This window comes from Streptomyces sp. NPDC054786 (assembly GCF_053611685.1).
On record NZ_JBSHAW010000011.1, the window covers coordinates 45,267 to 58,083 of the forward strand.

Here is a 12,817-nt window from a genome sequence, read left to right on the forward strand (position 1 = left end):
CCTTACTTCCCCCCCCCCCATTGGCCGCACCCCCCCGGAGCGCCGGGGGCCCCGGGGTGCGCCCGACCACTTCTTTTGCCTGCGGGGTTGGGGGGGGGGGGCGCCCCGGGCCCCCCGCCCCACGGTCAGCCCTCGCCGGGCACGTCGGGCACTTCGGTCGGCAAGCCGTCCATCTCGCTTGCGATCCGGCTGACCTGCGTGTCACTGAGCGCACCCTGGAACGTCCACACGTCGTCGATCGCTCCGGGCCAGTAGTCCCCGAAAGAGCCATGGCCCTTGTCCCGCCCGAGCTGCAGGGACTTCAGCGCCTTGAAGGAGATGACGTTCTCCGCCCAGGGGACCGCCTCGGTGCAGGCCGCGTCGTCGGCCTGTCCGTCGTCGTTGCCGTCGATGCAGGCAGCTTCGCCAAGCTGCCCGTTGACGTAGATTCGTGCCTGTTTGGCGAAGCCGTCGTAGACGATCGCGAGGTGATTCCAGTCCGTGACGCTGTTGAAGGACTGCGCGTTGCCGGCCCAGTCAAGCTCTGCGTCCACCGTGTCCGCCCGCGGCATCGCCAGAGTCCAAAAGCCCTCCGCTGTGGGGTCCTTGGGATGGGGGATGAAGCCACTGACGAAGCTGCTGGCATGGGTTCCTTCGGCACTGACCAGCGCCGAAGGACGGGACGGCACCGACGCCGCCTGGACCCACGCCGTCACCGTGAAGCTCTCACTCGTGTCGAACGGCAGGGCACTGGAGGCGTAGTCCTGCTGCTTTCCGTCCAGAACCAGACCGCCCTCACCCAGGAAACCCGCACCGGGCACCTGCTTCGCGCTGCCTCCCAGCGTCATGGCCGCGCCTCGCGCGACGGAGTTGGATCCGGGATCGGCTGACTGGTCGAACTGCCAGCGGCCGGTCAGGACCGGTCGCCGCTGCACGAGCTGGTGAATCTCCCCCTCGGAGACCGGGCGGTCGAAGACACGGACGTCATCGATCTGTCCGGTGAGGTAGTCCGTGTACTCGCCCCGGTAGAGAGCCCGACCGATCTGCAGGGCACCGTCGCCGTACCAGGACTGCGGCGCGGAGGCGCTGCCCTGAAGGATGCCGTTGACGTACAGGCTCACCGTGTTGTCCACCGTGTCGTGCACGGCGGCCAGGTGCGCCCACTTGCCGATGGCCGCCTTCTGCTTCGAGGCGATGCGCTGTTGGGTGAGGTTCCCGTCGGTGGCGTCCTTGGTCGCCAGACGCGCGCTCCACACGCCGCCGGAGGCCTCGTACGACAGGTAGAAGGCGCCCAGGAAGCCGCCGTCCTGCGCGACGACCGTCTGATTGCGGTCGGCGTCGGTGATCCGGGCCCAGGCGGTGACCGCATAGGACCGTTCGGTGTTGAAGTGCGCCGCGTCCACCGAGGCGTGGTCGTCCTTGCCGTCCAGCGTCAGGGCGTTGCCCGCCACCCCCGCCTTTCCGGGCTCGGCGCCGCCGTGGAGGGCGGCCGGCATGACGTCGCCGTGACCGGTTACCTGCTGGGCATCGGCCTGCTCGTCGAGCGGGAAGACCGCGCGCGCAGGGCGCCCGGGGCCGTGGATGCGCTCCTTGTTGTACAGACGGGTGACCTCGCCGGCCGAGACGGGTCTGTCGAAGACCTGCACCTCGTCGAGGGATCCGGGGAAGAAGGAGCCGGGTGTACCACCGTAGGAGCCGGCCCCCAGCTGCAGGCCGCGGCGGGCGTTCCACGCGGTGCTGTACGGCGTCTGCCCGACGAGCTTGCCGTTGACATACAGCTGGAGCACCTTGGCGGTGCTGTCGTAGGCGCCCACCAGGTGGGTCCATTCGTCGGCGGTGACTCCGCCCGGCTGGGGGGCCATTGCGCGGGCGATGCCGGCGTCGGGGCTGTCGGAGGTGTACTGGTTGAACACCCACCGCTTGAGGTCGGAGGAGTAGTACAGCTCGAAGCCCGGCCGGTTGTTGCCCGGCTGGGTGGCAACGATCGCCGGATGGTCGGGGATCTGAGTGGGGCGCACCCAGGCGGAGACGGAGAAGCCCCTGGAGGTGTCCACGACGGGTATGTCGGTTGCCGCGTAGCCGTCGGTGCCGTTGAGGACCAGGGCGGTGCCCGCCACTCCCTCCGCACCGGGCGTGGCGCCGCCGTGCAGGTCTGCGGTCCGTGCCGGGGTGGACCCCTTGGCCTCGCTGGCGCCGGCCGGCTCGTCGAACTGCCAGGTGGCGCGCTCGGGCTGCCCGGCCTTGACCCGGAACCGGTAGGTGCGGATCTCACTGTTGTTGCCGGCCGTGTCGAAGGCCTGGACGGTTACGAAGTTCAGCCCCGGCTTCTCCGGTTGGACCGGGATGTTCCGCGCGGCGCCGGCACTGGTCGTCACCGTGTTCCTGCTGGAGGGGTCGCCGTTGACGCCGTACACGTAGCGGTTCACGTCACGATGACTGTCCGCCACCGTGAAGGTGCCGTACTGGCCCACCCCGTCGTACCAGGGATCGTCCGGGCTCTCGGGGTCGGAGGAGGGGTACTCCCCTGAGCTGATCGTGGGAGCCGCGGGCACCTGGGTGTCAAGGACGAAATAGCACGCCTCGGCGGACCCGGTGTAGGACCACGGGGAGTACTGCGCGCCGTCGTAGGTCCGCACGGCCCAGCTCACCGTCTTGTTCGACGGAATCGTGGCAGGCAGGCCGAGGGCGAAATCCGCAGGCCTGGACTTCTTCGCTGTCGTCAGACCGGGCTTCCAGCGGGCGATGGTGCCCTTGCCGTCACCGGCATCCCAACTGGCCTGGAACTGGACGCGTACGCTGTCGTTGTCGGGGTCGGTGATGTTGTTGGCGTAGATCTTGCCCCGGGTGTGGATCCGAGCCGGAGCACTCGGCTTCTTGCAGGTGCCGCCGTACTCCATCACCAGCTGCGACGGCTTCACCTGCGGCGGTGGCCGGTTGTAGGTCACCCGCAGATACGCCTTGTCCGAGAACCTCTTCCACGCGTATCCGTCGCTCTCGCTGCCGGCCTTCAGCCCGAAGGTCAGCGTCGGCCATTTGCTGTCCGCGGCTTCCTGCACCGCCGGCCTGACGTTGAACTCGCCGTCCTTGGCAGCACACCCCTCATAGCCGTAGGCGAAGCTGTCGGAAGTCAGGTGCTTTTGCCAGAACCCGGACTCGTTCTGCGAATTCCAGGTCGTCGAGGAGGAGATGGCCTTGGTGCGCCACAGCTCGACTTCTCTCTTGCTGCAGGAGGCAGACCAGGTGTTACGGACCACGAACTCCGCCGACAGGATCGACTTGCCGGCGAAGGCGGACGTCGGCACCTGGTAGAAGAGCCGCTTCGTGTCGTTGGGCTGGCAGTAGTTCCAGTTGCAGTAGCCCATGCCTGCGTCGTGATCGCCGTTGAACTTCCACTGCGGGGACGACGCCCAGTATTTCGACGTCATCGTCCACGACGTCGCCCGCGGAGTGGACCACTGAGGGTCGATGAAGACGGGGTAGACGGTGTCTTTGCCCTTGAGCACCTCGGCGTCGGGTTTGAGGACGACCTGGCCTTGGCCCGCAGGGACGTCCACCCCCACAGCTGCGAGCTTGCCCGACTCGCCGGCCGAGGGCTCATCACCCTCGCCGCCGTCCGCGCCGGAACGGCTCGCCTTCCCAGCAGCCTTCCGGGACTTGAGCGTCTTGTGGGAAGCACTGGAACCGGTGCCCGTGCTGGAGTCCCACATCAGCGGCGTCGGCGCCTCGAAAACCGACGAGCCGGCGCCTTGGTCAACCGCGTTCAGACCACCGGCAGCGGTCTCCTTGACGTCCACGCCGTCCGCCGCCAGCTTCAGCCGAAGCTGCCCGAGCTCCGAACTGCTGGCGGCCTGAGCCGACTTGACGATCAACAGCTGGGTGAAACCGTCCGCCTGCGCACCCATCCGCAGGTCCACACCGGGCAGTACGTCGCGATACGTGGCCTGCGCGCCGTCGAGCACCGGAGCGGGCAGCGCCCCCGGCCAGGACAGCGCCAGCTCGCGCCCCGCCTTGCGCATCGTCACCAGCGGTTTGTCGCCGCCGCCCGAGAACGTCAGGCCCACGGCTGTGGCCTTCGGCGCCACCGTCCCATTGCTCTGCTCGGCAAGGTCGGTGTCGATGTCCTTCCACTGGCCAAAGACCCTGGTGCGGACCGGACGCAGATACTGCCGGGCCTGGAGCTTGCCCTCCGCCGTGGCCACGACATCGGCCGACTCACCGCGCAGCGAAGCGACTTCGACTTCCCGCCCCGTGCGCTTGGCCTGCTCCAGGGCGGCATCCTCGGTAGGGGCCTGGCCGTCCGAATCCTGTGCCGCAGCAGTGGCCGCGGCACCTTCCGACGAGCGAGGCGCGGCCCAGGCGGAGTGGCCGAGGACCGCAGGCAGCAGGCCTGCTGCCAGCAGCCCGCCCATCCCCGCCGATAACACCCGATGAACGCGTCTTCGACCCACCGAGACAGGCATCCCCGTCATCCCCCGCCCACAAAAATGAAGATTCCATGAAGAAGTCGTGGGCGGGAACGTATACGCAAGTGCGTTCGCCTGGGTACCTCCACGAAACGGCACCTATGGAGTGAAACTGACATTCCGGCATAGATGGCTACGTGACAGGCATCACTACGCTATAGGGTTGTACGGCTTCAAGCCGTATCCAGAGCGAGAATTCGCCAGCGACGGGCGCCCAAGAGGTGAGCAGTAGGTGCTCCGCCTCTGCGGCCAGACCGAGCGGCTGACGCGGCTTGTCGGGTCGGTCGCACGCACAGCCATTGCCGGACGGCAGTAACGGGGCGGCGCCATCCTCTTGCTGAAGCGGACTCACGGCCGGAAGGCGTCACCGGATTTCCACGGCCGCCCGCGTTGCTCCGCCAGTGCATCCAATTCGCCGATCGGGAGGGGACACCGGCCATTCTTGAGTTGTGCACCGGCGGTAACCCCTTGGGGTGTCTGGGTGGATGTAAGGGGTGCTGTGTTGGTGCTGGCGGGCGCGGGGGAATGCACGCCTTGCGTGGTGCGGTTGTGTCGATATCTGTGTTTTGTAACTCCAGACTGGATTTCTCCACCAAGGCGTGACGGCGGGTCACTGTGCGGGGGTCCGGTCAAACCGGCCGGACTTCCGGATTCCGGCACCCTTTTCGTGGGTCCCTTTCAGGGGTGTCTGTGTCCCGTCACATCTCGCGTATCGCCGTTGCCGTCGCCCGGTGCTGCGGTGCTCGCCGCCACCGTCGCGCTGCCTGCCGTTGCGGCCGGCCACGGCCACCACGCCCCGGCCCCGCACCGCAGCCGCTCCGCTGTGGCCCTGGGCGCGATCCAGTACGACAGCCCCGGACGGGATGACCGTTCCAACCGAAGCCTGAACGCCGAGTGGGGCACGGTGAAGAACACCGGCCGCCTCCCGGTCAACGTCAAGGGCTGGACCCTGTCCGACAAGTCCGGCCACAGCTACCGCTTCGGCAACCTCCGCCTCAACGGCCACAGCCAGCTCCGCATTCACACCGGCATCGGCCACGACAACCGCCGCGACGTCTACCAGAACCGCCGCGCCTACGTCTGGGACAACACCGGCGACACCGCCACCCCGCGCAACGACCACCGGCGCGCATCGTCGACGCCGAAAGCTGGGGACGCCACGGACACTGAACCCTGACCGGCCCGTGAGCTGCGCCGCTCACCGGCCACACACGGTGCGCCGCAGGCCCTGCGCCTGCGGCGCACCGCGGTGTTCAGGTACCCGGCCGAGCCTGATGACGGCGGGTCGTGTCATTGGCAGCCTCTTGCACGAGCTGCTTGGGGAAGTAGAGCGCTCATGAGCTTCGCCAGCTCAGGGCGGACCGTCTTCGTATTGGTGTAGTGGTTGACGGAGATTTCCAGGGAGTAGCTGCGGGCCGGTTGACCGTCACTGTCGGACGGGTTTCCGGAGCAGGTGGCGGTGCCGTAGACGGTGCCGGCATAGCCGGCAATGCGTCCGCCGGACTGCGCCCAGGACTTGAGGTGGGCGGGGTCGGCGTAGCGCTTTGCGAGCAGTGCCGCAGTCTCGTCCTGCGAGCTGCGTCTACCGTCCACGGCCAGCGCGGTGTTCCCGTCCACGTAGTACTGGCAGAAAGACTTGGCTTTCCTGCCGTCGAAGGCGTCACCGTCGAACTCGACCCGGTCTCCCGGGGGAAAGAAGGGCTGCAGCAGGTCGCGGCCCACGGACAGACCACAAATGTTGCTCGGTATGGCGTAGTTGACCTCCGGTCCACCGCAACCGGAAGCGGCCAGGGCGAGCGAGAGCGCGGCCGCAGCCGACGCCGCCGCTCTTCGCCATGCCGGCGCGTGTGACCTCTGATCGCGGACGGTGTCTGAGCGGTCAGCCATGACGTGAGTCCTCCCACTGGGCCCCCGCGGTGTGTCCGTCCGTGGCGGCGTCCGCCGCGGCGTTCTTGAGGTCCCTCAAAGTCGAGCCGCTGAAGTGACCGTGCCGGGCAGCTTGGTCGATAGCTGCCTGCGCTGAGCTCTGGGCTGCTTTCATTCCTCCGCTGTACTTCTGGCCGGCGTCGTGCTGCGCGTCGGCGGTGGTGTCTTGCTTGATGCTGTCCACGACCTGTTCCTGGATCTCTCCCACGCCCCAGCCCACTACATTGCCGCCGACGTTGCCCGGGATCGAGCCGGTGCCTATCAGGATGCCCTTGCTGACTGCTCTGTTCACCGCGTCCACGTGGTCGTTGAAGTCCTTGTCGTCGGCGGTGTGGGTGTCATGGACGGCTTCGCCGCGGGCCTGGCTCATGATGCCCGCGATGGTCGCGCCGGGGTGCACGGCATTGGAGACCCGGCCGTCCATGTGACAAATCCGTTGCCGATCACTCCATGAGCGAAGCGCTGACCTTGGGATCTGGTGATCATTTCCGGATTTTTGGCCGTGGTGTGGCGCGGCTCTGAGCTGGGGGTTTGTGGAGCTGTAGAAGCTGGAGAGGTCCTGAAGTGCGAGTTCAGTGATCGTCTCGGAATGCAGTGATCGGCGCGGGATTTCCCTATGTCTGCGTGGCTGGACTGGGGCGGCGACGGCCCCTGACGGCCTGCCACTCGGTCGGGTGAAGACACACTGCGGCGGAACCCTCCCGGGGACACCCGGCGTAGTGCCGTACATGAACGAAGTGCACGTAAGCCGGCTGGCCTGGTCGACGTCGCGGCCGCCGCCGACGCCCCGCGCTCGCCTTCCAGCAGCTGCTCGCCGACCGGTGGGCGGCGGCGAGCAGCGGAGTACACGACCCGGAACGCGGGCGAGCCCGGCGTTCGGTTGCTCTGCTACCTGGACCTGCGCCAGCAGCTCACCTACCACGGTTGCGGGGAGATATCCCGGGGTGAGCGCCGCGAGCACCCGTTCACCTCCGTGGGCAGCCGGAAACCCGCCTCCGGCGAGGCCCAAGGCCCCAGCTGTTCATTCCCATGGCTGTGCGGGCGTGCCATCCGGGTCCAACCCATGTGGCCATCGCTCCTGCAGGAACTGCCAGAGCCCGCCGAAGTCGGCAACGCATCGATAGAGGACTTCTGTGGCGTCTTGGTTTCCTGAAGCCTCGCGCATCTGCGCCACAGCGACCAGAGCGCTGGTGTTCCCAGCCTCGGCGGCCTGCACAGCGAGGGCCTCGGCGGCCTTTTTGTCTCCAGCCTGTTCGCGCATGCGTGCCAGGGCGACCAGAACGCTGGTGTCGCCAGCGTCTGCGGCTTGTCGGGCCAGGGCTTCGGCCGAATCTCGGTCTCCGGCTTGCTCGCGCATGCGTGCCAGGTTCATTCGGCCGTCCGGAATGCCAGCGTCGCTGGCCCTCTGATAGTGGGCTTCAGCTGTGACAAGGTCGTTAGAAGTCTCGCGGATCCATCCCAGCGTCACCAGTGCGACTCTGTAGCCGGCATCCGCGGCGCGCTGGTAGAAGGCCTCGGCAGCGCCTATATCCCCGGTACGCTCTCGCCGTCTTGCCAAGGCAAACAGTGCCTCCGGGGCGCCGTCGTCGGCGGCCTGCAGAAGTAAAACCTCGGCCGATTCCTGGTCTCCGGCCCTCTCGTGCAGCTGCGCGAGCAAAAAGAGAGGCACCTCGCTGGCGTCCGCGACTTGTCCACCGGAGCTTTCGGTTGTGCTCTCTTCGTGTGGCCTTCTCCGTTCAGGTGCCACCACGATGCTGGCGAGATTCTCGGCTTGTGCAGCGAGAGTAGGCCCGTGCCTGCGGGCCTGATGTCGGAGGTGCAATGCCCAATGGTTGCGGTAACGGAATCGCGCTGCTTCAGCGAGATTTAGCAAGTCGTCCATGTCGGTGAGATGGGTGTGGGCAGCTTGCCAGAAAGAGGCGGGTGGGCACAGGCGTCGGCGGGTGGCGCGGCAGTGTTGTTCGAGGTAGTCAGCAAGTCGGAATACCGGCGCCGCTGTCGGGTGGGAGGGCGTGGCGATTGGTGGGGTTCCGGGCGTGCGGCGCTGGGGGCGGGGGCTGGCGCGGCGTAGGGGGGCTTGCTTCCCATGAACCAGGTGTGCGAGTTCAGCGAAGGCAGCTTCTGCCCAGTCGTCGGTGAGCTGGTCGTGGTCGATGTCGGAGAGGTAGTCGAGGGCGGCGTCGGTGAGGAATGCCTGGGGGAGGTGGAGGGCGACGCCGAGGCGGCGTGCGTCCATCGCCGCTTTCAGTACGGCTTTGGCAGCCGGGGTGCCGCTCTGGTAGCGGTGCAGGAGTTCGGGGGCTCCGGCCAGGTCTTGTGTCAGGCGTCCGTCGGCACTGGCGCGGTTGAGGGCGTCGGCCAGCAGCCGGTCGCCGCCCTTGGCGAGGACGTTCGCAGCGGCCAGAGCCGGAGCGTCGAACGTGTCGGGGACCGTGAGGGTGCGGCCGGTAAGCAGTTCCCGGACCCGGCTGTGCGGGTCCGGCCCGTTTGGGGTGGGCAGCGCGGTGTACTGGGCGGCGTACTCGGGCCACAGCGTGCCCAGCACCAGCACCGGCCCACGCTCCGGCTGGACGAGCAGACTGTGCACGGCGGCCGCGATTCGTTCGCCGGTCCTCGGGTCGCCGAGGTAGTGCTGGGCCTCGTTCAGCCAGACCACGGTCCGTGGCCGGACGCGGTGCAGGTCGTCGAGCGCGGCCTCGGCGCGGGTCGGGTCGAAGGGATGCCATAGCCGCCACCCCTTCTCGGCCAGCGACTGGATGGCTTCCCAGCAGGCCCGTGTCTTCCCGGTGGAGGATGTGCCGACCAAAATCAGCATCCGGCTGTGGCCCTCGCCGGCCTCGCGCACGGCGTCCGCCAGGATCCGGTCGTGCTCGCGGGGCACATAGCCGGGCAGGGCTCGCTGCTCCGGCGAGCCGGAACCGGGACCGGCCGGGGCGGGACCGGCCGGGTGGACTTCCAGAGCGTGCGGCTCCCACTCACCGATCGGCCTGCCCGGCCCCGACCCGGACCCCGCATCCGAGGCCGCCGCGGTCCGCTGCAGCTCCAGCAGCTCCTGCACGGGGAGTTTCAGCGCGCGGGCCAGTGCCGCCACCGTCTTTTCGGACGGCACCCGCCCGTCGGCCCCGAACGCCTCCGACACGGTCGTACGCCCCAATTGTGCCCGGGTGGCGAGTTGCGTCTTGTCGAGCCGGGCCCGGGCCAGTCCGCCGTTCAGTCTCCTGCGCAGCTCGGTCAGTGCCGGATGGTGTTCGCTCTGCTCGTCGTGCACGTGCTCGCCCCCGGGCCGTGATGTGTTCGCCGCTGTTCATCTTCCTTCCGGCGAACCCCGGCGCACACCGATTCCGCGACCTTCAACCATGTCAACACCTCACCGTGCGCAGGGAGCCTGCCGTGAACGTCGCCGTCGTACTGCTCACCACCGCCCTGGTCGTCGTGATCGCGCTGCTGGCCGCCGTCGGTGCCGCCGTACTCGCTCGCCTGGACGGCGCCAGCTACCCCACTGCCCTCAAGCAGGCCGCCACCACGTTTGCTGCGGTCATCACTGTTGCCGCAGCGATGACTGCAGCCCTCGCCGCTGTCTGTACATGAGCGGGTCCACCGGTGCAGCGACCCCGCGTCATAGGACACGGTCTTCACCGTCGTCGGCCTGGACATTGCAATGCTTGGCACCCTGGACGGGGGCGCGAGGTGACGGGCCGTCGGCCGTCCCGGCGCCGTGTCAGCCGGGACGTATTTCCGCTGAAGGGTAGATACTTCCGGCGGGCGTTACATCTTTTCGCCGGTACATCCTGCGCGTTACACAACTCGCCCCCCGCCGACGGGGTGGTGCCCGGCGGGCTCCCGCGCCCCCGTGTACGCGCCCCAGCGCTCAGAGCCGGCCGTGGTGCCCAGTGGTCCGGCCGGGGTGTGGTGGTCACCAGTCGGGGGTGCCTTCGCGGACCCGGGTGCGGGTGAGGAGGCCGAGGGGGCGGGGTTGCCGAGCCCCGGGCGTTGGGGGGGGGGGGCCCCCCCACCCGAGAGAGCTGGGGGGGGGGGGGGCGGGGCCCCCGGGGCCGGGGAGGCTCAGCTCTCGGGCGTCGCCTCCGCGGCGGGAGCCTTGGCGCGGGTGCGGCGGCGCACCGGCTTGGCCTCGGCGGTGTCCGTCGCCTCCGCGGCCGGCTTCGCCGTGGCGGCCTTGCGGGTCCGCTTCGGCTTGGCCGGGGCGTCCTCGGCGGCGGGTGCGTCCGCCGTGGACTTCGCGGCGGCCGCGGTCTTCCGCGTGCGCTTGGGCTTGGCCGGTGCGGCCTCGGTGCCCTCGGCGGTGTCGACGGCGCTCTCGGCGGCCGGCTTGGCGGCGGCGGCCTTGCGGGTCCGCTTGGGCTTGGCCGGCGCCTCCACGGCGGCCTCGGCCGCGTCCAGCACGACCTCGGCGGCCTTGGGGGCCGCCTTGCGGGTCCGCTTCGGCTTGGCGGGCGCCGCCACCGCGGCGTCCGCCACGGTTTCCGTCACCGCGGCCGGCGCCGTCGCCGCGGCGGCCTTGGCGGTGCTGCGGGTCCGGCGGCGCGGCGTGGCCTGCGCCTCGGCGGGCTCGGTCACGGCCGCGGCCTCGGCGGCGACCGCCGCGCCCTCCGCGGTGGCGACCACATCGGCGGCCTCGGTGACCGCCGGCCGGGCGGCACGTGTCCGGCGGCGCCGCGGTGCGGCGGCCGGAGCCTCCGCCACCTCGGCAGCCGGAGCGATCGTGGCGGCGTCGGCCACCGCATCCGCGGGAGCGTCCTCGGCGGCCGTCACGGCGGCGGCAGTACCGGAGGACTGTCCGTTGCCGTTGCGGGTACGGCGACGCCGACGCGGCTGACGCGGCCCGGCGGCCTCCGCGCCCTCGGTGTTTTCGGCGGCGGCGGGCGAACCGGTCGCCGGTGCTTCGGCGGCGGCCGGCCCGTCCAGCGGTGTGCCGTTACGGGTACGGCGGCGCTGCCGCGGCGTACGGGTGCGCTGGGGGCGCTCCTCCTCGACGACGGCGGCCTTACGGGGGCCACGGCCGCGGCCGCCGGTCTCGCCCAGGTCCTCGACCTCTTCGGCGGCCAGCCCGGCCCGGGTGCGCTCGGTGCGCGGCAGCACGCCCTTGGTGCCCGCGGGGATGTTCAGCTGCTCGTACAGATGCGGCGAGGTGGAGTAGGTCTCCTCCGGCTCGTCGAACGCCAGGTCCAGCGCCTTGTTGATCAGCTTCCAGCGCGGGATGTCGTCCCAGTCGACGAGGGTGACCGCGGTGCCCTTGGCGCCCGCCCGGCCCGTACGGCCGATGCGGTGCAGGTAGGTCTTCTCGTCCTCGGGGGACTGATAGTTGATGACGTGCGTCACGCCCTCGACGTCGATGCCGCGGGCGGCGACGTCGGTGCAGACCAGGACGTCGACCTTGCCGTTGCGGAAGGCGCGCAGCGCCTGCTCACGGGCGCCCTGGCCGAGGTCGCCGTGCACCGCGCCGGACGCGAAGCCGCGGCGCGAGAGCTGGTCGGCGATATCGGCGGCGGTCCGCTTCGTACGGCAGAACACCATCGCCAGACCCCGGCCCTCGGCCTGCAGGATCCGGGAGACCAGCTCCGGCTTGTCCATGGAGTGGGCACGGAAGACGTGCTGGGTGGTGTTGCGGACGGTCTGGCCCTCGTCGTCCGGCGCGGTGGCGCGGATGTGCGTGGGCTGCGACATGTAGCGGCGGGCCAGGGAGATGACCTGGCCGGGCATGGTCGCGGAGAACAGCATCGTCTGGCGCTTGGCCGGCAGCAGCTGGATGATCTTCTCGACGTCGGGCAGGAAGCCCAGGTCGAGCATCTCGTCGGCCTCGTCCAGGACCAGGCTCTTGACCTGGGAGAGGTTGAGCTTGCGCTGGCCGGCGAGGTCGAGCAGCCGGCCGGGCGTGCCGACGATGACGTCGACGCCCTTCTTCAGCGCCTCGACCTGCGGCTCGTAGGCACGGCCGCCGTAGATCGCCAGTACTCGGACATTGCGCACCTTGCCGGCGGTGAGCAGATCGTTGGTGACCTGCTGGCACAGCTCGCGGGTGGGCACGACCACCAGGGCCTGCGGCGCCTCGGTCAGCTGCTCGGGCTTCGCGCGGCCCGCCTCGACATCGGCGGGGACCGTCACGCGCTCCAGGAGCGGCAGACCGAAGCCCAGGGTCTTGCCCGTGCCGGTCTTGGCCTGGCCGATGACGTCGTTGCCGGAGAGGGCGACGGGGAGCGTCAGCTCCTGGATGGGAAAGGGGGAAATGATGCCGACGGCTTCCAGGGCCTCGGCCGTCTCGGGGAAAATCCCAAGGTCTCGAAATGTAGACAGAATCTTGCCTCTTCTGTGAGACGCGGCGTGAGGCGGCGAAGGGGGTCGTACCGCACCTTCGTACTGGTTCGTACGGGGCCGGCCTGATGATGCGGCCGGTGGGGCGGGACCACTGCCAACGCTCAGGCACTCCTGCCGCG

6 protein-coding genes and 2 pseudogenes are annotated in these 12,817 nt (G+C 69.4%); 3 read left to right on the forward strand and 5 right to left on the reverse strand.

The genetic code is table 11. From position 1 onward, the window contains the following. Positions 1-125 precede the first annotated feature (125 nt). Positions 126-4,388 (reverse strand): LamG-like jellyroll fold domain-containing protein, encoded by a 4,263-nt coding sequence (locus tag ACWGI6_RS11690; protein WP_453267331.1) that lies wholly within the window; start codon positions 4,386-4,388, stop codon positions 126-128. Between the two features lie 744 nt (positions 4,389-5,132). On the opposite strand from ACWGI6_RS11690, the pseudogene ACWGI6_RS11695 reads away from it, so the two are divergent. After that, positions 5,133-5,612: pseudogene (locus tag ACWGI6_RS11695) on the forward strand (lamin tail domain-containing protein). Positions 5,613-5,732: 120 nt separating this feature from the next. Here the strand turns inward: ACWGI6_RS11695 and ACWGI6_RS11700 are convergent. Next, positions 5,733-6,329, reverse strand: coding sequence for a hypothetical protein (locus tag ACWGI6_RS11700; RefSeq protein ID WP_453267332.1), 597 nt, complete (start codon positions 6,327-6,329; stop codon positions 5,733-5,735). Continuing rightward, a complete protein-coding gene (locus tag ACWGI6_RS11705; RefSeq protein ID WP_453267333.1) occupies positions 6,322-6,792 on the reverse strand; it encodes a hypothetical protein in 471 nt (156 codons plus the stop codon). Before ACWGI6_RS11705 ends, ACWGI6_RS11700 begins: the two co-directional genes overlap by 8 nt. A 333-nt stretch (positions 6,793-7,125) precedes the next feature. On the opposite strand from ACWGI6_RS11705, the pseudogene ACWGI6_RS11710 reads away from it, so the two are divergent. Beyond that, positions 7,126-7,242: pseudogene (locus tag ACWGI6_RS11710) on the forward strand (hypothetical protein); the annotation flags it as partial. A 147-nt stretch (positions 7,243-7,389) separates the two neighbouring features. On the opposite strand, the gene ACWGI6_RS11715 reads toward ACWGI6_RS11710, so the two are convergent. Continuing rightward, a complete protein-coding gene (locus ACWGI6_RS11715) occupies positions 7,390-9,636 on the reverse strand; it encodes a hypothetical protein (protein WP_453267334.1) in 2,247 nt (748 codons plus the stop codon). Between the two features lie 122 nt (positions 9,637-9,758). Here ACWGI6_RS11715 and ACWGI6_RS11720 point away from each other — a divergent pair, with 122 nt between their 5' ends. Further along, complete coding sequence (locus ACWGI6_RS11720) at positions 9,759-9,956, forward strand: hypothetical protein (protein ID WP_199218996.1); 198 nt, start codon at positions 9,759-9,761, stop codon at positions 9,954-9,956. A gap of 474 nt (positions 9,957-10,430) precedes the next feature. Here ACWGI6_RS11720 and ACWGI6_RS11725 read toward each other — a convergent pair whose 3' ends face one another. Continuing rightward, entirely contained in the window at positions 10,431-12,803 is a 2,373-nt protein-coding gene (locus ACWGI6_RS11725; protein WP_453267417.1) for a DEAD/DEAH box helicase, read from the reverse strand. Between the last annotated feature and the right edge of the window lie 14 nt (positions 12,804-12,817).